We start from the raw sequence: 20,723 nt of genomic DNA, 5'->3' as shown, positions 1-20,723 counted from the left end.
GATTCTTTCTGGATCGGGTAGGGACTCAGCCGGGCAGTCGGCAATCTCTCCCCACGAAAAAAGTCCCAACCCCGCCCCCGCGTGGAAAAGAATCCCGGGGAGAGATTGCCGACTGCCCGGGCTGAGTCTCGGCGCCCTCCCCAAAAAACCGCCAGACATGCGCTGGTCCTGTCACGGTGACGTTTCGTCGGCCTCCTGGTGGTCGACCACCGACACCGGATCAACGTCGATGATGGGGACGCCGAGCGCGCCCTGTTCGGGCTCGCTGCCCAGTGACCCGCTGCCCGAGCTCGCCTCGAGTACATCGGCTAGTGAAACGGGATCGCCCGTCCATCCGTCGGCGTAGACCGGCGCCCATGTCCCGTCATGCCACTGGACCCAGCTCTGCGGCTCGTCCGGGTCGGTCACTGCATGTACCGCTCGGCGCGCGCGTCCGGGACGATCACGCGGGCGTCGACGAGAGTCCGGTATGCGTCGCGCTTGTCCGGGCATCCCGCGATGCTGCACCGGCGATGGTCCTGCATGATCTCGTGCGCGTCCTGGACGCACATTCGGCCGGCCGATGCTGGCGCAGGGGGATCGTCGTCACGCGCGAGCATGTAGGGCAGCGCGTAGATCAGTCCGGCGAGCAGCACCGCGACGGCGCCAGCCACAGCGAACGCGGCAACATAGTCCGACATCGAACCCCCTGCGCTATAGGTGTTGGGTGCCGCCCGGCGCCGGGGATCGCGGCCACCCGGCGCCGGGGGTTGGGTCAACTCTGCCGCTGGGCCGTGTGCCCACACGACGACGGAACGGGCGTCAATGCGCACCTATATGAGGCGACATTTAGGCGTCATTAGAGCTACCGTGGCAGGCATGCGGACCACACCGAACACGGCACTACGGGCCGCGCGCACGGCCCGTCTCATGTCACAAGACGACCTCGCCCGCGCCCTACGCGACGCCGGATGCGCCAGCGCGACCAAACGTCTGGTGCAACGTTGGGAATCCGGGACCACCACCCACCCGCGGCCCAGCCACGCGCAAGCCCTCGAGCGCGTCATGAAGCTGCCCATCGAGTCGCTCGGATTCGGTGCGGTGCGGATGGGCCGCGCCGTCGGCGGGCTCGACGACAACAGCCACGACGTCGAGTCCGCGATCGGTGCGCCACCCGATGGCCCGAGCGGCCCGGCGCCTACCGCTGCGGCGCGGATCGCCGGGGACTACTCCGGGGTGTGGTTGAGTCGGTACGAGTACTACTCGAGCGGCCGGGACTCGACATTCACGGTCGCGCACTATGCGGTGGTGCTGCACCACGGTGCACAGATCACAGTGCGTAGTCTGCCAGGCTCGTCGCCGTCGGTCATCGAAATGGATCTGACCCTGGACGGCAACGTCGCAACCGGGACTTGGGCCGAGCGGACCGCGGTCGATGGCTACTACCGCGGCGCCCGCTACCACGGTGCCGTGCAGCTACTCGCCGACCCGACGGGCAACCGGATGGCAGGCAAGTGGATCGGGTTCGGCAAAGACTTCGAAATCAACTCCGGCCCGTGGGAGCTGGTGTTGCAGGACCCGAGCACCGGCAAGGCCACCATTGACGCCTACCAACGACCCCCGGCGGTGGATTGAGGTCCGCGGGGCAGCTGCCCGGCGGGGTTGGTTGATTCCGAATCAGGGTGCAAAGGGTGTCCGCCAGACTGACACCCTTTGCCCGCGACCAACCGTTGCTCTGGCGGCAACAGTTCGGCCCACGCGCAGGCGGGCGCGATGAGGTCGGCCCCCGCGGCTCGGGGGTGTGCGAGACCTGCACACCCCCGGCCGTAAGGACGTGCTTACGGCCAGGGCGGTGGAGCCTCATCTGTGGGCACATTTTGGGCACAACCTGTCGAGAGACACGCTGATTTTGCGTGATTTCTAGTGATGTGCCGAACGGCTATAACCGCAGGTGGTGACCTATTTCTGCTGGTAAAGCGACCCCCGGCGGTGGGTCGAGCCACCACCGCCGGAGGTCTATTCAGGTGGTCGGTACGGCGCTCAGAACAGCGTCAGTGCCCCAGCGGCCGGCTGCTTCGCGGTTTTTCGTGAGGCGGCCGGCTTTTCGTTTCGCAGGGGCTTGTCCGGGCGAGCGGGTGCGGGGATCGTGGCGCGCATCGCCGGGATCTCGACGGTCGCCGGCTCGACGGTGGCGCGATCGACGGGTGCCGGATCGGCGGTCGAGGGGTCCGCGGCGACCCGCCGGGCCGCCTGACCGGCGAGCGTATCGGCCTGCTCGTTGAAGTAGTTGCCGACGTGTCCGCGCACCCAGCGGAACCGGACCGGGCCCGGCCGGGAGGCGATGGCCCGATCGATCTGCTGGATGAGCTCGGCGTTCTTGACGGCGGCGCCGCTGGAGGTGCGCCAGCCGTTGCGCCGCCAGCCCGCGATCCACTCCGAGGCGCATTTGATGGCGTAGAGCGAATCGCTTTCGATCAGTAGTGGCTCGTCGCCGGGGTGGGCGAGGATCGCCTCCAGCAGGGCGCGTAGCTCCGCGATCTGATTCGTGCCCGACGCGGCTCCCCCGCTGTCGGCGGGGCCCTGATGGTTGACCCATGCCCAGCCGATGGCGCCGCCGGGATTGCGCAGGCAGGATCCGTCGGTGCTCACGATGATCATGCCTCGCACCCTACGCAATCCGCCCGACAAGATCGGTACCGTGGAATTGCTCTATCTCCCTTCGTAACCGGGACTCCGTGCGGCGCAGTGCCGAGCGGACACCGGATTCGATGGGATGAGCGAGCATGCGCCCGGTGATCCCGCGCGGCGGTGTGTACTCGACTTCCGAGGTGAGCACCGAGCGGCCGTAGCCGAGGGGATCGAATCGCAGTGTCAGAGTGCCGGATAAGCGTCCACGCAGCGTATACCCGATCACGACGTTGCGTCGGTACTCGGTGATCTCGCAGGTGAGCGTGGTGCGAAGCAGGGCGAGTCGGGCGCAGGTGTGGTAGCGAGCGCCGAGCCCGCAGTCGATGTCTCCGCTGGGTTCGAACTCGGCGACGCCGAACATCCAGTCCGGTACGAACAGATGGTTGTCCGTGTAGGTGAAAGCGACCTCGACGGGGGCGCCGACGTCACTGGCATATCTGATGCGGCCCATGGGCCCTCCCTCCACGGCTCCGACAAAAGTACTACAGCATTCCTCTTTATTCGAGGGTTGTGGCCAAATTTGGCCAGCGGGATTGCCAGATTGCTACCGACCGGTTGCTTGGTCGCCGGGTATCCGGAGCTGATCGACGATGTGGTCGGCGATCGGCAACGCCGAGGTCGCCGCCGGCGACGGCGCGTTGAGCACGTGCACCATCCGCGGTGTCCGTTCGACCAGGAAATCGTGGATCAGTGTGCCATCGCGAGCGACGGCCTGGGCCCGAATGCCCGCCTCACGTGGCCGGAGATCATCCATGGTCAGCTCCGGGCAGTAGCGGCGGCATTCGGCCAGGTAGCCCCGCTTGAACAGCGAATTGCGCAGCTCCCGCAGCCCGGTGCGGACATTGGCCTTGGCCACCCGGTGGAAACCCGGGTAGCCGAGTACCTCGCGGGCGTCCCGCAGGTCGACGCTCCCCTTGCGGTAGCCCTCCCTGGCCAACCCGAGCACAGCGTTAGGGCCGACGGTGAGATCTCCATCGATGGTCGGGCTCAGGTGCACACCGAGAAATGGCAGCTCCGGATCCGGGATCGGATAGATCAGCGTGCGGACCAGCCCGGCGCGCGAGGCGGGCAGTTGGTAGTACTCGCCACGGAACGGCACGATCCGGGTATCGATGCGCAGGCCCGCCAGCCTGGCCATCCGATCGGCCTGCAATCCGGCACACACGACCAGTGCGCGTGCGGCCCAGCTGCCCGACGGGCCCGCGGCGGTGACTCCGGTATCGGTTTCGGTGACGGCATCGATCTGCGCGCCGAGCACGATCTCACCACCGGCGGCACGGACCTCATCGGCCAATGCCGCGGTGACCTGGCGGTAATCGACGATGCCGGTGTCCGGGACGAACAGCGCACCGACCCCGCTGATCCGCGGTTCGCGCCGGGCAAGCTCCGCGGCGTCGATCAACTCGACATCGACCCCGTTCACCGTCGACCGCTCGTACAGAGCGAGCATCCTGGCGTGTTCGGCGGCGTCGGTGGCCACCAGCAGCTTGCCGCATTCCTCGAATGCGATCCCGTGCGCGGAGGCGAACTCCTTCGTCGCGCGGGCGCCCCGCCTGCACAGTGTCGCCTTCAAGCTGCCGGGCGGATAGTAGATGCCCGAATGGATGACGCCACTGTTGTGCCCGGTCTGATGGGTCGCGAGCGCATCGGCCTTCTCCAGCAGCACCAGACTCGCACCCGGATGCCGTTGGAGGATCCGGTAGGCGGTGGCTACGCCGACGATGCCGCCACCGATTACGCAGAAGTCGTACATGGGGTCAGTCGCGGGGCGCGCGTGACGGGGAGATGTGTCCGGGGGTCGTTGTCCGCATGGAGAGCACGATATGCGGCGCACCCTCCACGCTGCGCGATCGGTCCGCGGCCCGGCTGGTGATGGTCGACATCGGTTCACGTATGGATGGCTGCGAGCCAAGTGGCAGTTCGGGCACTGTCGCGGTCTGCCTGTCCGGCCAGATCACCTCATGCGCGCTGGGTGCACAGCAGCGGATCGTGAATCAGGCTGTGACGACGTCACTTCCGGTCGCAGGAACCACCGGTGCGACGGGCCGGCCGCCATCGGTGGCCTGTGCACCGGAGTCCGCGACGCCGGCCTCAGGCCGACCAGCATCGCCCGGCGCCGGATTCCGGTCCAGCTCCAGCGCATGCTCGCCCAGCGTCGGATCGGAGAACACCAACGTCACCTCGCCGCGGCGAGTGTCGACATCGGTACGCATCTGGGTCACGCCTGCCGGATCGGTCGACACCCCGAGTCGTTCGCGGACCGGCTCCGACATCAGGAATCCACTCAGCACCGTCAGTGCGTTGGTGTCGACGGTGATGGAGACGGTATTGGTGTGCACCGGTGCGACCCGGGCGCCGACGTAGGTGGTGCCGAGACCGACGCGGCCGCCGACGCCAGTGGGGTCTGCGGGGCGGGATTCGGCGCGCGCGGTGATGGTGGGATCAGCGAAGTCCTCGGGGGCGACGACGGGCCGGTCACGGTAAACGGCGGCTTGACCGGAGCCGTCGCTGCGCAGAACTGTTCCGTTGCGATGCACAGGACTGATATGCGGCGATCCGTCCCGGATGATCGGCGCCGAAGGCGCGGCGAGCTGTCCGGGACGCTCGAGGTTGGGCATGTTCGTGGCGATGTAGGCGCCGGAGACAACGGTGAGACTGAGGCTGGCCGCGCCTGCGAGCACGATCGCGGCATGACGAACGATCTGGGCAGACTCGAATACTGACACGATGCGTTCCTTTCCCTCCGCCCTGGTTTCCCTGGGGTCGACGGCCCGCATCGTTGAAAGCCGTACGCTCGTCCAGGTTACGGTGTGAAAGGTTGGCGTGCCGCATTGCTGAGAGCAGCATCACAGGGTCTATGGGTGATCGCCGCGCTTACGTGACGCGGTGGTGAACCGTCCGCGTCGAGGAGGTTTCGAGCCCCTGAGGGCCGGGTATTCCCAGCTTGCTGGCGAGCGTCATTCTCGACTGCCATGTCGAGACACCCGGCCAACGACGTCCGACCTCAGTCACGACGCACCCAAGACTGGCGCTCGCCCGCTTTGCGTAGTGGCGCGGGCCGGCCGGATCAGGCGAACTGGCCCGCGGCGCGACCCTCCCCGCTCGGACCGGCGAACGCCTGCGCGATCGTCAGCCATTCGGCCGCATCCGCGCCCACCGCCATCAGCGCCAGATCGTCCCGATGCCTGCGCTGGGTGACCAGCAGGCAGAAATCCAGTGCGGGACCGGTGACGCGCTGCGCGGAATCTTCCGGACCCCAGGTCCACAGGCTCCCGTCCGGCGCGGTGAGTTCGATCCGGAACTCCTCGGCCGGTGCCTGCTTGCCGCGCACAACATAGGCGAAGTTCCTGGTCCGCGCGCCGATATGCGCCACAGTCCGCAAGCGGGCGGTCGGCGTGCGGATGACGCCCAGCGCGTCCGCCACATCCTGCCCATGCGCCCAGGTCTCCATGGTGCGCGCGGTGACCATCGACGCCGCGCTCATCGGCGGACCGAACCACGGCACCTTGGTGCCCTCGGGCACCGCACGCAGTGCGTCGGCCAGCTCGACCCGGCTGCGCCGCCACCGCTGCAACAGCTGCGCGGGCTCTTCGGCCGCGGCTTCCTCGGCGGCTTCGTCGACAAATGTCAGCACCCGCGGCCCGGCCTCGGCGACCAGCTTCGCGAACCGCTCACCATCGCTCGCCGAGATCGTCGCGATCTCATCGGTCCAGGCCAGATGCCCGATCTGATGCGCGATCGACCAGCCCTGCGCCGGGGTCTGCGTACCCCACTGCTCGGCGGTCAGCGGGGCGACGAGTTGTTCCAGGTCGTTGCTCTCATCGGCCAGATCGCCGAGCAATCCTTCGAGGTCAGCCATGGTTTTCCTTGCCCCGCGTCGTCATTGCCGACTGCCACAGGATGTGACGTCGCGCTTCAGCATCGCAGCTCCGAATAAAAGAAGCAAGCATGCGTGCTTGTATTTAGACCGGTTCGCGATACCGCGTTTCGGCCGTTGCTGGCGATACCCTTTGCGTACCGCGCCGCGGCCGGTACGCGCGGCGCGATCTCGATCAACAGCGCCCTGGTCGTGGCGTCGCGACCCTACCCGTGGGCAGGGGCGAAGCGGTCTCGAACGAGCAGGTTCTCGGGCGCGAAAGGCGATGACCCCCGAATCGTTGACACCTCTACGGGGCAATGAGAATGTTGGGACCTCGAGTCTCATTCGATGTCTCAGACAACCATTCCGGGCATTCGTACCGGCCGGCCTAGGGAGAGCCCGCGTGATCACACTCGCATCCGGTGTGTTCATCGACTGGGAGCAGATGACCGGGCAGTCGAAGTTCGTCGTCGACCTGATCAGCTTCCCGATCTTCGCCGGAATCGCGGGTTGGCTGACCAACTGGACCGGCGTGCTCATGTTGTTCTGGCCGCTGCAGTTCCGCGGTGTCCGGGTCCCCGGTCTGAAGGTGCTCTATCCCTATCTGCCGCGCCGGGTGCAGGTGCTGCCGGTGTTCTCCGAGGACGGTTCCCGGTTCGGGTTCCAAGGGTTCATCCCGGCTCGCGCGGAGAAAATGGCCAGCATCTGCGTCGACAAGGCGCTGATGCGGATCGGCAGCCCACGCGACTTCATCCACGAACTCGATCTCGACGGGATCGCCGACTATGTCGCCGAGATGGCGCATAAGCAGGTTCAGTCGATCGTCGACGATGTGATGTACCGGGAGAATCCGGAACTGTGGGGTTCGCTGCCGCGGGCGATGAAGCAGCTGGTCTATCAGCGGGTCGATCGGGAACTGCCGACTCTGTGCCGCCGGGCCTTCGAATCCCTCGGCGACAACGTCGACCAGCTGATCGACGTCAAGGGTTTCGTCATCCGGTACCTGCAGGAAAATCCGATCATCCTCGAGGACCTGACCACCACGATCGCTGCACCCGAGCTGAAGTTCATGGTCCGGATCGGTCTGCTCGGCGCACCGTTCGGCCTGCTGCTGGCGCTGTATCTGCATGTGCACAGCAGCATCCCGGTGCTCGGCTGGGTACCCGCGTGGGTGATCGTGTTGCTGGTGTCGGCGGGCATCGGCGTGCTGGTCAACTTGATCGCGATCAAGATGGTGTTCGAGCCCGGTGAACCACAGCCGCGCTACAAGTACCTGTGGCGGCAGGCGCTGCTGGCGAAACGCCAGCCGCAGGCGGCGGTCGATCTGGCCCATATCCTGGCCTACCAGGTGCTCACCCTGCCCAACCTGTCCAAGGAACTGCTCGAGGGCCCCAACGGCGACAAGACCCGTCAGCTGCTGGAGCGGCTGATCTCCGATGAGATCCACCGCCAGCTCGGCCGCACCACCTCGATGGTGCGCGCGGCCTTCGGTCGTCGTCAGTTCGACAACCTCAAGGTCGGCGCGGCGGGCGCCGCGGTCGGCCTCGCCCCGACGATGGTGCAGGACGCCGAATTCACCGAGGAACAGGCCAAGAAGATCGACGAGTTCGCCGCCCGCAAACTCAAACAACTGACACCGGGCGAGTTCATGGAGATGTTCTACGCCTCCGTCGAACAGGACGCCTGGCTGCTGTATGTGCACGGCGGTCTGCTCGGCGTGCTCGTCGGCGGGGTGCACCTGTTGTTGTTCGGCTGGTAGATCGGCCGATCGTCCACACTTCGACCACTGCCAAGCGACCCGGCGCGGCGCAGTGCCCGCATATCGGGCCATGGCTCATTCGGGCAGTAGACGGCCATCGAAGCCCGCTTCGACCAGCCGTCGATAGGCTGCACGCACCTCATCCGGAACTTCCACGGAGATGGCCCAGCCGTTTGCCGGATAGACCCACGCCCGCTGGATTTCGCCGACCAGCATCGTGATTACTCGGTCGATATCACCAATGCTGTTGACGTAGTCGTCGAGTGCAAGCGGCCGCGAAGTACAGGCAATGTTGATTCCTGGCCACAGCTCCCGGCACACCGCATAGCTACGGCGCTGATGGTACGGCCGGCAAATGACACGAGTGCCCCCATCCAGTCAGAACAGCATCGGCGAGCGGTACCTGAGGCAGCTCGCGACGGCGTGTCGCCCGCCTCAGGTGCCGCTCGGCGCTACTGCGGGGGTGATGGTGGTGGTGAAGGAGTCCCAGGAATTTGGGGTGAAGATCAAGGCGGGGGCGGTGGGGTTTTTGGAGTCGCGGACGCCTACGTGGTCGGAGGGTTCGGTCTCAACACCGGCCGGGGTTTCGTCGAAGTCGAGCACAACGAACGGAGGCATCGACACCCCTGCCGGAAATCCGGCGTCGAACGGGAGAACCCTGACCGAGACATTCTCCCTCGTGGACATGTCCGCGAGGTGACGTAGCTGCTTAGCCATGATCGATGGGCTCCCGACAACCCGGCGGAGCGCCGCTTCACTGACTACGACATCGAGTATCACCGGACGTCGTCGCCTTGTGACGATGTGCTGGCGCTGCGCCTTGATTTGGACCCGCTTCTCGACCTCCTCCGCGCTATCGTGCGGCCAGATTCGGCGGACCAGCTCGCGATCGTATTCCGGCGTCTGCAGCAATCCCGGTATCAACTCCGGTTGATACGAAGTCAGCTTCGCCGCAGCAGCTTCCAATCCGACGTACACATCGAAATCCTTGGGGATGAGGTCCCCGTACTGATGCCACCAGCTCTTCACGCCGGCCTGTTTGGCCAGTCCGAGCATGGCTTCGATCAGCTCCTCCGGCATGCCGTACAGCTCGCACATGGCCCGGATATCCCGAGATCGGTCGGATCGTCATGAAGGCCGACCATGTCTGGGGCATGATGATGCCCGGCGAGCTGGGTTTACGGGTCAAGGGTGACCTGCAGCGGCGGGGTGAGAGCCTCGGTCCGATCATGTCGCATGTGCGGTCGAACCGATGGACGCTGTTGATCCGTCCGGACCTGCCCGATGAGACGCCGTTCTTCGCGGAGATGTTCCGGCACAACGTCTCTGTGGTTCGCCTCGGCGGCACTATTGCCCTGCCGAGCCCGACCGATCAAGGCGCACGGTTTCGCCGCTGGATCGAGCCGCCTCGTTCACCGTTCCGGCCATCGGGCATGTCGATCGTTGCCTCGATCCGCGCCTGCAGGGGAGGCATCGGTGTCTGATCCGAATTCCGATCCGAGCAAGGAGCCTTGGATCAAGCTGTCGCACTGTGGCGTCGGACGATTCGATGACGCTACGAACACCCTGATCGCAGTGGCCTGTCCCTCACGGTTCTGCCTCACCTGGGTGCCGTTGATCGGCGGCAAACTCGGTTCACATGAGGGCCTGCGTCCCGGGGTCTGCTGCTGGTCAGGGATCCGCGTCGTCGACGACCGCGCTGACCATCCCGGCCGCCCTCGGGACCGATACGAAACCGGCACGGTCTGGGAGGTGTGCCCCTAACTCGCGTACGCCCGACGAAAATATGTCGCGCTGAATGGTCGGCATCCGAACGTCGTGTGTTGTCCAGCGACCCCGATTCGACCGCGCAGCCTGCGGTGTCGACCCGGACTACCGCAACACCTCGCCGATATCGGCGGCTGCGGTCATCATGACCAGCAGCGGAACGACCTTCTCCGCAGGGATCCGATAAGCCCCGCGGGTGTGCTGCTCGATAACTTTCGCCGAGGTCAGGGCGCGGATGTGGTGGTAGAGCTGGCCTGCGGAGGTGAGTGAAACCGCTTCTGCCAGTTCGGCGCCGGTGCGCGGCCCGTCGAGCAGGGTTTCGACCAGGGCTCGGCGGACGGGATGGCCCAGGGCTGCGAGGACGTCGACGCGGGCCTGAGTGGGGAGTTGCGGGACGGCGGCGGCGCTGTAGCGGATCGACCAGTTGATGGGGCCGGCGCCGAAATCGACGTTGCCGCTGTAGTCGATATAGCCGTGCGCGGAGTCCTCGGTGGGGCGCTGACCTTCCAGCGCCTCGATCCGAGCCTCCAGCTCGGCCAGTTTGGCAGCGACATCGGTCATGTGGCGCATGCTAACCGGCGCCACATCTGCGGTTCCGCCATGGCCCTGACCAGCACCTCCTGCTCGCTCAGTGTCTCGAGCGCGGACGCCCAGGTGTCTGCGGGCATGCGGCGGTTGAGCAGGACGGCGGTCGCGACGGTGCCGTCGGCGCGGCGCAGGTAGATGGCGTCGCTCAGGACGCCGGGAAAGGAGCCGCCCTTGAAGCCGATCGCGGCGAATCCGGCGGGCGGTTGCTGCCATTCCAACTGGGCGCGTGCCACCTCGGTGCCCGGGCCGAAGTTGCCGGTCGCGATGGCGCGATGCATCGACGCCAACTGCCGGGCCGATCCCGTGGTGGTCGTTTCGGCCCATGCCATTTGAATGTCCAACGGCGGCATCGTCTTCGACTGGATGGTCGCGCGGTAGTCGGCGTCGCTCGCGTAACGCTGGGCCAGTGCCCACTCGTCGTCGCTACCGGGATCGAGCAGGCGGATCATCTCCCCGAGCTTGGTGCTCGGGGTGTAGTCGTGCCACCCACCGGCTGCTGCCGCATCGATCAGCGCCTGGTCGCCGAGGCGGTCGCGCAGGTAGTCGGGAGCGGCGTTGTCGCTTTCCCGGATCATCGCGCTCACCAGCTGGTCGAGCGTGACCGTCTCTCCGGTGAGGCGAGCACGTGCCGCTGGATGAGCGCCGCCGTCGGTCCCGGGCATATACCAGCGTTCCCAGTCACTGACGGGCACCGGTTCGTGTGGGTCGAGCGTGCCTGCCGCGACAGCGCGGGCGTATGCCGCCAGCGGTACCACCTTTATCGCCGAGGCGATGGGCTGCTCGTCATCGGCGCGGCGTTCGATGGTGTGCCCCTGCCCGTCGTCGATCGCGAGAGCGATGTTGTCCGGATCCGCGTGTATCCGGCCCAGCCATTCCTCTGCGGACGCGACGCCTGCCGCCGGTACCGGAGCGCACGACTGTTCGGCGGCTCCTTGGCTCGAGCATCCCGCGAGCAGCGGAATCACCGCGGCCACGACCATCGCCAACCTACGCACCACAGCTTCTCCTGAATTCCGTAATTCCGTAATAACGATCTATCGCAACGATAGCGGCAGGTGGGGACGTTGTCGAGTCGGCCGAATGGCTCCACTTCGCTGTGAGTGAACGTCGCCACTCGGCTGGAACAAACCCGAATACCTCGGGGTTGAGTAGGCATCGCTCAACTTTGAAAGGGTCGAAAAAGTGACTACAGCTCAGAACTTGCCGGTGCTGTTCCTGACCGATCCGATCGTGCTGCCGGGCATGGTCGTGCCCATCGAACTCGACGAATCGGCGCAGGCGGCCATCGACGCCGCGCGCGCCGCGAACAAGGATCAGGTCCTGGTCGCGCCCCGGCTCGATGAGGGTTACGCCGCCTACGGTGTCGTGGCCACCATCGAACAGGTCGGTCGGATGCGTGGCGGTGCACCGGCCGCGGTGTTGAAGGCCGAACGGCGCGCCAAGATCGGTCACGGCGTCACCGGTCCGGGGGCCGCGCTATGGGTGGAGGCCGAACCGGTCGACGACACCCCCGCCGACGGCCGGACCAAGGAACTCGCCGCCGAATACAAGAAGCTGGTCGTCTCGGTGCTGCAACGCCGCGAGGCCTGGCAGGTCATCGACGCGGTGAACCAGCTCAGCGAGCCGTCCGCGATCGCCGATACCGCAGGCTACGCCCCGTACCTGAGCATCGAACAGAAGCGGGAACTGCTGGAAACTCCCGAGCCCGCCAAGCGGCTGGCCACGCTGATCGAATGGACGAAGGCGCATATCGCCGAGACCGAGGTCTCGGAGAAGATCAGCGAAGACGTCCGCGAGGGCATGGAGAAGAGCCAGCGCGAATTCCTGCTGCGCCAGCAGCTCAACGCCATCCGCAAGGAACTCGGCGAGGACGAGCCTGATGGCGCCGACGACTACCGCACCCGCGTGGAGCAGGCCGACCTGCCCGATTCGGTGCGCGAGGCCGCGTTGCGTGAGGTCGGACGGCTCGAGCGGGCCAGCGATCAGAGCCCGGAATCGGGTTGGATCCGCACCTGGCTCGACACCGTGCTGGAGCTGCCGTGGACGGTGAAGACCACCGACAGCACCGATGTTTCGGCCGCCCGCGCCGTACTCGACGCCGACCATCACGGCCTGGACGAGGTCAAGGACCGGATGGTCGAATACCTGGCGGTGCGCTCGCGGCGGGCCTCGCGTGGTCTGGAGGTCGTGGGTGGCCGCGGGTCCGGCGCGGTGCTGGTCCTGGTCGGCCCGCCCGGTGTCGGTAAGACGTCGCTGGGTGAGAGTGTCGCCAGGTCGCTCGGCCGCAAGTTCGTGCGTGTCGCGCTCGGCGGTGTGCGCGACGAGGCCGAGATCCGCGGGCACCGGCGCACCTACGTCGGTGCGCTGCCCGGCCGGATCGTGCGCGCCATGAAGGAAGCCGGATCGATGAATCCGGTGGTGCTGCTGGACGAGATCGACAAGGTCGGCTCCGATTTCCGCGGCGACCCGGCCGCGGCGCTGCTCGAGGTGCTCGACCCGGCGCAGAACCACACCTTCCGCGATCACTACCTGGATCTGGACCTTGACCTGTCCGATGTGCTGTTCATCGCTACGGCCAATGTCATGGAGACCATCCCCGGCCCGCTGCTGGACCGGATGGAGCTGATCACCGTCGACGGCTACACCGAGGACGACAAGGTCGCCATCGCCCGCGACTTCCTGGTTCCGCGCCAGCTGGAACGTAATGCGCTGACCGCCGAGGAGGTCACCATCACCGATGCGGCGCTGCGCGAGATCGCGGCGAACTACACCAGGGAAGCCGGTGTCCGGCAGATGGAGCGGCTGATCGCCAAGGCATTGCGCAAGGCGGCCACCAATCTGTCGGAGGGCGGTTCCGCGATCGCGGACTCCGTGTCGTCGATCGGCCTCGGTTATGACGCCGAACTCGGCTACGACGATGTGCTGATCGAAACAGAGTCGGCCACAGTGCGTTTCGGCGGTTCGCTGACCATCGGTGTCGGCGATCTGAAGGACTACCTCGGCCGTCCACGGTTCACCCCGGACTCGGTGGAACGCACCGCCGTCCCCGGTGTGGCGACCGGACTGGCGGTGACCGGCCTCGGCGGCGATGTGCTCTACATCGAAACCAACGCCGTCGACGGTGAGCGCGCGCTGACCCTGACCGGTCAGCTGGGTGACGTTATGAAGGAATCCGCGCAGATCGCGCTGACCTACGTGCGGTCGCACCTGGCGGAGATCGGCATCGAACCATCGGTGCTGGATCGCAATATCCACGTGCACTTTCCGGCGGGCGCGGTGCCCAAGGACGGTCCGTCGGCCGGCGTCACCATGGTGACCGCACTGGTCTCCTTGGCGCTGGGCAGGCAGGTGCGCTCGGATGTCGGCATGACCGGTGAGGTCACGTTGAACGGCCGGGTGCTGCCCATCGGCGGCGTCAAGCAGAAGCTGCTCGCCGCACAACGGGCAGGCCTGAAGACGGTGTTCATCCCGGCCCGCAACGAGCCGGACCTGGACGACGTCCCTGCCGAAGTGCTCGCCGCACTGGACGTCCGGCCCGTCACCGATGTGGCCGACATCCTGGCCTACGCCATCGAACCGGTTGTCGAACCGGCGCTGGATGGTCGGGCATTGGCGGCTACTGCCTGATCGATGCAAGGGCCGCGACGTGGTCGCGGCCGTGCCGGAAGACCGAACGAGCTGTGTCCTGATTCATGGGCACAGCTCGTTCGGCTGTTCGGAGTTGGTGCGAGGCCTATCTCTGCGACAGCGCGTTGTCGAGTTCGGCGAGATACTCATCGACGGGTCCGGCCGTGAGGATCCCGCTGCCCGCACCTGCGAGTTCCCCTGCGGCGGATGCCAATCGGACCCGGGCGCGCGCCACGGCCGGATGATCATCTAGCTCGATCGCGGCGCGGGCGATGAGGCACCACAGCGCTTCCAGCAGCAGATCCGGTGGGGGTTCAGGGGTTCGTTGCAGGGCGGCGGAGGCTTCCTCGCGTCGGCCCTCGGCGAGCAGCAGTAGCGGTCGCGCCCACGGCTCGTATGGTCCCCAGTCAGTATCGGACGCGAAATCCGCAGGCGCACCGTGCCATACCCGCAGGCACAGCAGCGCCAACGGCAGCACACCCTGCTCGAATCCTGGCATACCGCAGTCCTCGTACCGTTGTGCGACTGCGCGATAACCCGATTCGGCGATATCGATCGGCGCGCCGGTCGCGGCGGTTCGCATGGCGCGATACCAGCCGGTGAACACCGCGACCAGCGGTCGCTCATTGCGGATGCCGAGCTGGTCGGCGGCATCGGCGTGGGTATCGGCCCGGTCGAAATCACCGAAAGCGCTGCGTGCCTGCATGCGAACAAGATGGCCGAGGACCTCGAACGGCACCAGGTCGTGGCGGCGGGACAATTCCACCAATTCCCGGCCGATCTCGTCGCGTTCGTGAGCAAGGCCGGCGCGGTGGCAGGTCTGTAGGAACAGGCCGTCCAACGCGAACGCGAGCAACGCCGGATCATCCAGTGCGCGAGCGATTTCGGTCGCGGTGCGAGCGGTGTCGAAGCCACGACTACTGCGTATTCCGCGCGATTCGACGGCGATGATCGTCAGCAGTCGGGCCCTCATGCCTGCGGACGCGTCCTCCGGTAGCCGGGTGAGCGTGCGTTCGGCCGCAGCGGCGATCTGCGCTGCCTGGGCGGGATCATCGGAACGGGCCCAGATCCCCGGCACATCATAGCTGCCGATGATGCGCGCGGCGAGCAACGGATCGTCGAGTTGTTCGGCCGCGGTCACAGTGTCGAGGCGCTGTGCTCGGGCGGCGGCGAGGCCTCCGCTGCCGGTCATCGCGAGACTGCGCAGCAGCCCGACGGTCGATTCGAGCCTGGCGGTGGCGCCACCGGCGACGGTGCGGTCGTAGGCAGCGGTGGCCTCGGCCCACATACGGTCGGCAGCGTCGTCGAGCCGGGTGTCGTGGCGCAGGATGCCGGACTCGGTGGCAGCCAGCCGCGGGCCGGGCTCGAGGCCGAGCTCATCGACGAGAATGCCACGGGCCCTGCGTAATACCGCGAGTGCGTCGGCCTGACGTCCGCAGCGGTACAGGGCCAGCGCGAGCAGCCGCCACCCTTCCTCCCGCCACGGATGGGTGCTGACCATGGCATCCAGATCCGCCACCGCATCGGCGGCGCGACCGAGGGTGAGACGGGCCTGCGCCTGCCGTTCGACGGCCGTGAGCCGCAATTCCTCCAATCGCGCGGATTCTGCTCGAGCCCAAGCCATATCGGCGAACTCCGCGTAGGCCGGACCACGCCACCAGCCGAGGGCTTCGGTCAGCGAGGCAAGGGCGCGGGCGGGTGCGAGATCGGCTGCATCGTGGAGCGCCTGCTCGAAACGCCACGCGTCGACAGTGTGCCGGTCGGCCCGAATCGCGTACCCGGTGCCCTCGGTGACCAGCAACCGGGCAGCGGCGCGGGCCGGGCGGTCCGGTTCGAGTGCTCGACGCAATGCGGCGACGAAGGTCCGGACGGCAGCTTTGGCACCGTCGGCCGGGCGGTCCCACAGATCGTCGACGATGACCTCCACCGGCACCACCCGCCCTCGGGCGACGAGCAGCCGCGCCAGTACCGCCCGGTGCCTGGGACCTTTCAGATCGACGCGGCCGCCGTCGGCGCCCCAGGCGAGCACAGGCCCGAGCACGCCGAACGAGACAGTCACGCCCTCACGGTATAGCGCACTCATTCGATGCTCATCGGGCCACGCCACGCTGGATGCCGTCAGCGAACCGACGAAGGAGAAACCCCAGATGACCTCGACGATCCCCGGATTCGACTACCGCCGCGTGACTGTCGCCGACGGGGTCGGCCTGAATGTCGCCGTCGGTGGTTCGGGCAGCCCGATCGTGCTGCTGCACGGATTCCCGCAGACGCATCTGATGTGGCGGCATGTGGCCACCGACCTCGCCGCTCAGCACACCGTCATCTGCCCCGATCTGCGTGGTTACGGCGCGAGCGACAAACCCGCCGACCTCGACCGTGACGTGTACTCGAAGCGGACCATGGCCGCCGATATCGTCACCCTCGCCGAAGCGCTCGGTTTCGAGCGGTTCGCACTGTCCGGCCACGACCGTGGTGCGCTGGTGGCCATCCGCGCCGGACTCGACCACCCCGGCCGCATCAGCCACCTCGCCTCGCTGGACGTCCTGCCCACCCTCGACATGTGGGAGGTGCTGCACGGCGCCGATGCGGCCGTCGCGTTCCACCTGTATCTGATGGCGCAGCCCGCCGGTCTGCCCGAGCAGATGATCGCGGGCAGCGCGGACGCGTTCTTCGGCTACTTCCTCGACGCCTGGACCCGTGACGCGACCGCCATCCCCGCCGACGTGCGTGCCGAGTATCTGCGCGCCTCGCGCGAGGCCGTGCCGTCGATCGTCGCGGACTACCGTGCCTCCGCAGGTGTGGATATCGAGCACGACCGCAAGGATCGGGCGGCAGGCAACAGGCTGACAATGCCGGTCACTGTCATTCAGCAGGACTGGGGCACCGCACTCGGCTTCGACGCGGCAGACCTGTGGCAGAACTGGGCCGTCGACCTCGACCACACCACGCTCGACGCCGGCCATTTCATGGCCGAAGAAGCGCCGGGCGAGATCACCCGCGCATTGCGCGAACTGCTCGCCAGATAGCTCAGCCGCCGTTACCCAGCTCCCGGTCGACGGTGCGGGTGGTGCCCTGCGCGACCGCGCACAGCATCGCCGCACCGTCATCGCCTTCGGCATAGATCTCGCAGCTGACCACCGCCTGCCGCCGCGTCGATCCGGTGACCTTCGCCTCGGCCCGCAGCAGCTTCCCGCTCGCCGGCCGCAGATAGGTCACCGAAAATCCACCCGTCAGCACATTCGCCCCGAGCACCGTCCCTGCCGCGAACGTGATCGCATTGTCGGCCGCATACGCCAGCACCCCACCGTGCACGAACCCGAACTGCTGCCCCAACTCCTCCCGCAACGCGATCACCAACGTCGCCGCCCCACCCCCGAACGCCGTCAGCTCCGTCCCGACCAGCTGCGCAAACGGCTGCGCAGCCAGCACCTGCCGTGCTTGCTCGATATCGAGTTCGGGGGTGGTCATCTGTGGTTCTCCTGAGGGCGGCAGTGGTTACAGCAAGCCGAGTTTCAGCATGAGCGCTCGGTCGAGATCGGACAGCTCCGACCCTTCCAGGGAGCCCTTGAATTGACCGAGTCGATCGGGGGAAACGGTGTAGATCTGGTCGGCGAGGATCCGGGTCTTCGTGCCGTCGAACTCGATTTCGGGCCGGAAGATCGCGGGCCCCGCGCTGGTCGAGGTCATGGCGACGATCACAGTGCTGGAGGCGAAACGATCCGATTGGATCACGACGCAATAGCGTCGGCCTTGTTGCTCGTGTCCGCGGGCGCTGGGGAGTGCTTTGATCTCGTAGATTGCGCCCCGAAATATCACTCCATACCCATGAATCGCTGGATTGCCAGCATTTCGGCGCGGTCGTCCTGATCGGTGTCGAGTCGCTCCGCATCCTCGGTGGCCTGCTCCAGCAGCAACTCCTTGTATGTGCGCAGCAGTGCGTACCGGACCGCCTCCGACCGAGTCCGATGTTCACCGGCCAGCGCACGTAGCGCGGTTTCCATTGCTTCGTCGGTTCGTACGTTGAGCGCTCCCATGCCACTAGTGTAATACGGTTTGTAATACGTGGCTCTTGTGTGGGCATCCGCTGCTCGGGCGGGATCTGAGGTCGATGGCGGCATCGAGTCGACCCCTCGCTGGTGTCACTCGTACCGTACGACGTGGCCGATGCGGCGAGGTCCGGTTCGCGCGAGCCCGCGATGCGGTAAGACGGACATATGCCCAGGTGGCTGTTGCATGTCGATCTCGACCAATTTCAGGCGGCGGTGGAGTTCCGTCGTCATCCGGAACTGCGCGGACAACCGGTGATCGTCGGCGGGCACGGTGACCCGCAGGAGCCGCGCAAGGTGGTCACCTGCGCCTCTTATCCGGCGCGCGCCTACGGAGTGCGGGCGGGCATGGCGTTGCGCACCGCGGCCCGCAAATGTCCGGACGCGATATTCATGCCGCTGGACATGGCCACCTACGAGGAGGCCTCCGACGAGGTCATGGCCGTATTGCGGACCTTCGGCCCGGTGGAGGTGTGGGGCTGGGACGAGGCGTTCCTCGCCGCCGACACCGACGACCCGGAGGCGCTGGCCCGCGAGATCCGCGTCGCCATCGCCGAACTGGACCTGACCTGCTCAGTCGGCCTCGGCGACAACAAGCTCACCGCCAAGCTCGCCACCGGTTTCGCCAAATCCTCCGGCAAGGATTCCGCGCAACCGGGCGCGGGCGCCGCGGCGGGCATGTTCCGGCTGACCGCCGCAAACTGGACCGAGGTGATGGCGCACCGCCCGACCAGCGCGCTCTGGGGTATCGGCAACCGGATCGCCGCCCGGCTGGCCGAGCTCGACATCAATACCGTCGGCGATTTGATGGCTTCGGATCGGCACCGCCTCGCTGGCGCGTTCGGCCCGAACACCGGCCCCTACCTGTGGGTGCTCGGCAAAGGCGCAGGCGATACCGATGTCGTCACCGAACCGCGGATTCCCGTGGGCCGCAGCAAATCCGAAACCTTCCCGCACGATCTCACCGAACGTGAGGAGATCCGCGCCCAGGTCGAGCGGCTGGCGGGCGAGGTGGCCGATGAGATGTCGGCCGCGGGCCGCGTCACCCTCCGGGTGTCGGTCACCGTGCGCACCAATACCTTCTATACCCGCAGCAAGCAGGCCAAACTTCCCGAACCGACCACCGACCGCGTCGCCATTATCGAGACGGCGCTGCGCATCATCGACCGCTTCGAACTGGATCGGCCGGTCCGGCTGCTCGGGGTGCGGCTCGAATTGGTGCCGGTCTGACCTCGCGGGCAGGTCACGCTCGTATGCTCGGGCACATGGAATTCTGGGCGATGGTGGCACACGAATCGGACAACGCCGTCGTGCTCGCGCGACAGGAGGTCGGGGCGGATTTCCTCGGACCGGGTGCGGTGACGATCAAGGTGCACTACTCGAGCGCCAACTTCAAAGACGGGCTCGCGATCACCCCTGGCGGCGGTGTGGTGCGTAACTATCCGATCGTCCCCGGCATTGATATCACCGGCGAGGTCGTCGAGTCCGAATCCGACGACTTCGCCCCCGGCGATCAGGTGGTGGCCCACGGCTACGAGATCGGCGTCTCGCACAACGGCGGTTTCGCCGAATACGCCAGGGTGCCCGCCGAATGGGTGGTGAAGCTGGACGGTCTGTCCACCCGCGACGCCGCCGCGCTCGGCACCGCCGGGTTCACCGCGGCGTTGAGCGTGCAGGCCCTGCTCGACCGCGGCCTCACCCCCGATGACGGCGCCATCCTGGTGACCGGTGCGACCGGCGGTGTCGGCAGCGTCGCCATCGACATCCTGTCCGGACTCGGCTACGAGGTCATCGCCTCGACCGGCAAGGCCGGCGCCGCCGACCACCTGGCCGAACTCGGCGCCAACGAGGTGATCGGCAGGCTGCCCGAACCGGATGCGAAGGTGCGTCCGCTGTCCAAGGCGCGCTGGGCCGGCGCGGTGGACAGTGTCGGCGGCGCTTCGCTTGCCTATGTGCTGAGCGCGATCGGCTACGGCGGCGCCGTCGCGGCCAGCGGGCTCACCGGCGGCACCGACGTGCCGACCACGGTCATGCCGTTCATCCTGCGCAATGTCGCGCTGCTCGGCATCGACTCGGTCAACCACCCCATCGACAACCGTCGTGCGCTGTGGACCCGGATGGCCAACGAACTGCGTCCGCGCCACCTGTCCGATATCGAGAACTTCGCCCCGATCACCGACGCCGAGCGGGTGCTGCGCTCCATCAAGGACGGCACCCACTCGGGCCGGACGGTCTTCGGCGTAGCCGGCGAGTTCTGAGCGCAGATCCGGCCCCGGTACCGCTCGGAGGGTATCGGGGCCGGACATCTCCACGTCGGCTGATCGACGACGTCGGGCCAGGTCACGGCGACAACGTGCTCGCGGTCGGGTCATAGTCCACTCGCTCACCGAAAGCGCCGTGGCGTTCGGTG

23 protein-coding genes are annotated in these 20,723 nt (G+C 66.9%); 8 read left to right on the top strand and 15 right to left on the bottom strand.

The genetic code is table 11. The features are described 5' to 3' along the window. Positions 1 to 171 precede the first annotated feature (171 nt). Positions 172 to 408, bottom strand: a complete 237-nt coding sequence (locus tag ACFXNW_RS01315) for a hypothetical protein (protein WP_379415029.1) — start codon at positions 406 to 408, stop codon at positions 172 to 174. Beyond that, positions 405 to 680 carry a hypothetical protein gene (locus tag ACFXNW_RS01310; protein ID WP_379415028.1) on the bottom strand — a complete coding sequence of 92 codons (276 nt, stop codon included), beginning with the start codon at positions 678 to 680 and terminating at the stop codon, positions 405 to 407. The genes ACFXNW_RS01315 and ACFXNW_RS01310 overlap by 4 nt, the downstream gene beginning before the upstream one ends. 178 nt (positions 681 to 858) lie before the next feature. Here ACFXNW_RS01310 and ACFXNW_RS01305 point away from each other — a divergent pair, with 178 nt between their 5' ends. Next, a complete protein-coding gene (locus ACFXNW_RS01305; RefSeq protein WP_379415027.1) occupies positions 859 to 1,614 on the top strand; it encodes a helix-turn-helix transcriptional regulator in 756 nt (251 codons plus the stop codon). Between the two features lie 405 nt (positions 1,615 to 2,019). Here ACFXNW_RS01305 and ACFXNW_RS01300 read toward each other — a convergent pair whose 3' ends face one another. The 5 genes from ACFXNW_RS01300 to ACFXNW_RS01280 form a co-directional block, all read right to left on the bottom strand. After that, positions 2,020 to 2,637, bottom strand: a complete 618-nt coding sequence (locus ACFXNW_RS01300) for a ribonuclease H (protein WP_379415025.1) — start codon at positions 2,635 to 2,637, stop codon at positions 2,020 to 2,022. Between the two features lie 10 nt (positions 2,638 to 2,647). Then, entirely contained in the window at positions 2,648 to 3,118 is a 471-nt protein-coding gene (locus tag ACFXNW_RS01295; RefSeq protein WP_379415024.1) for an SRPBCC family protein, read from the bottom strand. Positions 3,119 to 3,211: 93 nt separating this feature from the next. Beyond that, a complete protein-coding gene (lhgO, locus tag ACFXNW_RS01290; RefSeq protein ID WP_379415023.1) occupies positions 3,212 to 4,420 on the bottom strand; it encodes an L-2-hydroxyglutarate oxidase in 1,209 nt (402 codons plus the stop codon). A 241-nt stretch (positions 4,421 to 4,661) separates the two neighbouring features. Next, complete coding sequence (locus ACFXNW_RS01285; protein WP_379415022.1) at positions 4,662 to 5,393, bottom strand: hypothetical protein; 732 nt, start codon at positions 5,391 to 5,393, stop codon at positions 4,662 to 4,664. A 341-nt stretch (positions 5,394 to 5,734) separates the two neighbouring features. Beyond that, positions 5,735 to 6,526 (bottom strand): TIGR03084 family metal-binding protein, encoded by a 792-nt coding sequence (locus ACFXNW_RS01280; RefSeq protein WP_379415021.1) that lies wholly within the window; start codon positions 6,524 to 6,526, stop codon positions 5,735 to 5,737. A 403-nt stretch (positions 6,527 to 6,929) separates the two neighbouring features. Between ACFXNW_RS01280 and ACFXNW_RS01275 the strand changes: the two genes are divergently transcribed. Then, complete coding sequence (locus ACFXNW_RS01275) at positions 6,930 to 8,285, top strand: hypothetical protein (protein ID WP_379415020.1); 1,356 nt, start codon at positions 6,930 to 6,932, stop codon at positions 8,283 to 8,285. A gap of 75 nt (positions 8,286 to 8,360) precedes the next feature. Here the strand turns inward: ACFXNW_RS01275 and ACFXNW_RS01270 are convergent, their stop codons facing one another. Both ACFXNW_RS01270 and ACFXNW_RS01265 read right to left on the bottom strand, forming a co-directional pair. Continuing rightward, on the bottom strand, positions 8,361 to 8,606 hold the full coding sequence (locus tag ACFXNW_RS01270) for a hypothetical protein (protein WP_379415018.1): 246 nt from the start codon (positions 8,604 to 8,606) through the stop codon (positions 8,361 to 8,363). 114 nt (positions 8,607 to 8,720) lie between these two features. Continuing rightward, positions 8,721 to 9,365 (bottom strand): DUF397 domain-containing protein, encoded by a 645-nt coding sequence (locus tag ACFXNW_RS01265; protein WP_379415016.1) that lies wholly within the window; start codon positions 9,363 to 9,365, stop codon positions 8,721 to 8,723. 50 nt (positions 9,366 to 9,415) lie between these two features. Here ACFXNW_RS01265 and ACFXNW_RS01260 point away from each other — a divergent pair, with 50 nt between their 5' ends. Both ACFXNW_RS01260 and ACFXNW_RS01255 read left to right on the top strand, forming a co-directional pair. Next, positions 9,416 to 9,769, top strand: a complete 354-nt coding sequence (locus ACFXNW_RS01260) for a DNA-directed RNA polymerase subunit beta (protein ID WP_379415014.1) — start codon at positions 9,416 to 9,418, stop codon at positions 9,767 to 9,769. Further along, positions 9,762 to 10,049 carry a hypothetical protein gene (locus ACFXNW_RS01255; RefSeq protein WP_379415013.1) on the top strand — a complete coding sequence of 96 codons (288 nt, stop codon included), beginning with the start codon at positions 9,762 to 9,764 and terminating at the stop codon, positions 10,047 to 10,049. The genes ACFXNW_RS01260 and ACFXNW_RS01255 overlap by 8 nt, the downstream gene beginning before the upstream one ends. Before the next feature lie 108 nt (positions 10,050 to 10,157). Here the strand turns inward: ACFXNW_RS01255 and ACFXNW_RS01250 are convergent, their stop codons facing one another. Both ACFXNW_RS01250 and ACFXNW_RS01245 read right to left on the bottom strand, forming a co-directional pair. Next, a complete protein-coding gene (locus tag ACFXNW_RS01250; RefSeq protein ID WP_379415012.1) occupies positions 10,158 to 10,613 on the bottom strand; it encodes an ArsR/SmtB family transcription factor in 456 nt (151 codons plus the stop codon). After that, positions 10,610 to 11,635, bottom strand: coding sequence for a serine hydrolase (locus tag ACFXNW_RS01245; protein WP_379415010.1), 1,026 nt, complete (start codon positions 11,633 to 11,635; stop codon positions 10,610 to 10,612). Before ACFXNW_RS01245 ends, ACFXNW_RS01250 begins: the two co-directional genes overlap by 4 nt. A gap of 187 nt (positions 11,636 to 11,822) precedes the next feature. On the opposite strand from ACFXNW_RS01245, the gene lon reads away from it, so the two are divergent. Continuing rightward, positions 11,823 to 14,267: an endopeptidase La gene (gene lon / locus ACFXNW_RS01240; RefSeq protein ID WP_379415008.1), complete on the top strand. Its 2,445-nt coding sequence runs from the start codon at positions 11,823 to 11,825 to the stop codon at positions 14,265 to 14,267. A 106-nt stretch (positions 14,268 to 14,373) separates the two neighbouring features. On the opposite strand, the gene ACFXNW_RS01235 is transcribed toward lon, so the two are convergent. Next, positions 14,374 to 16,326 carry a BTAD domain-containing putative transcriptional regulator gene (locus ACFXNW_RS01235; protein ID WP_379415007.1) on the bottom strand — a complete coding sequence of 651 codons (1,953 nt, stop codon included), beginning with the start codon at positions 16,324 to 16,326 and terminating at the stop codon, positions 14,374 to 14,376. An 88-nt stretch (positions 16,327 to 16,414) separates the two neighbouring features. Between ACFXNW_RS01235 and ACFXNW_RS01230 the strand changes: the two genes are divergently transcribed. Beyond that, the gene (locus ACFXNW_RS01230) at positions 16,415 to 17,293 is read left to right on the top strand and encodes an alpha/beta fold hydrolase (protein WP_379415006.1); all 879 of its coding nucleotides are present in this window, start codon (positions 16,415 to 16,417) and stop codon (positions 17,291 to 17,293) included. A gap of 1 nt (position 17,294) precedes the next feature. On the opposite strand, the gene ACFXNW_RS01225 is transcribed toward ACFXNW_RS01230, so the two are convergent. Genes ACFXNW_RS01225 through ACFXNW_RS01215 form a run of 3 tightly spaced genes read right to left on the bottom strand, consistent with a single transcriptional unit; the run spans position 17,295 to position 18,301 of the window. Continuing rightward, complete coding sequence (locus ACFXNW_RS01225; protein WP_379415004.1) at positions 17,295 to 17,735, bottom strand: PaaI family thioesterase; 441 nt, start codon at positions 17,733 to 17,735, stop codon at positions 17,295 to 17,297. 27 nt (positions 17,736 to 17,762) lie between these two features. Next, complete coding sequence (locus ACFXNW_RS01220) at positions 17,763 to 18,083, bottom strand: type II toxin-antitoxin system PemK/MazF family toxin (protein ID WP_379415002.1); 321 nt, start codon at positions 18,081 to 18,083, stop codon at positions 17,763 to 17,765. Further along, entirely contained in the window at positions 18,080 to 18,301 is a 222-nt protein-coding gene (locus ACFXNW_RS01215) for a hypothetical protein (protein WP_379415001.1), read from the bottom strand. Before ACFXNW_RS01215 ends, ACFXNW_RS01220 begins: the two co-directional genes overlap by 4 nt. Before the next feature lie 180 nt (positions 18,302 to 18,481). Here ACFXNW_RS01215 and ACFXNW_RS01210 point away from each other — a divergent pair, with 180 nt between their 5' ends. Both ACFXNW_RS01210 and ACFXNW_RS01205 read left to right on the top strand, forming a co-directional pair. Further along, entirely contained in the window at positions 18,482 to 19,543 is a 1,062-nt protein-coding gene (locus tag ACFXNW_RS01210) for a DNA polymerase IV (RefSeq protein WP_379414999.1), read from the top strand. A 35-nt stretch (positions 19,544 to 19,578) separates the two neighbouring features. Then, complete coding sequence (locus ACFXNW_RS01205) at positions 19,579 to 20,571, top strand: oxidoreductase (RefSeq protein WP_379414997.1); 993 nt, start codon at positions 19,579 to 19,581, stop codon at positions 20,569 to 20,571. Positions 20,572 to 20,723 lie beyond the last annotated feature (152 nt).

This window comes from Nocardia sp. NPDC059180, from assembly GCF_042754945.1.
Classification (GTDB): domain Bacteria; phylum Actinomycetota; class Actinomycetes; order Mycobacteriales; family Mycobacteriaceae; genus Nocardia.
The sequence above is the reverse complement of the archived record's forward strand: the minus strand, read 5'-3'. Positions and strand labels throughout refer to the sequence as shown.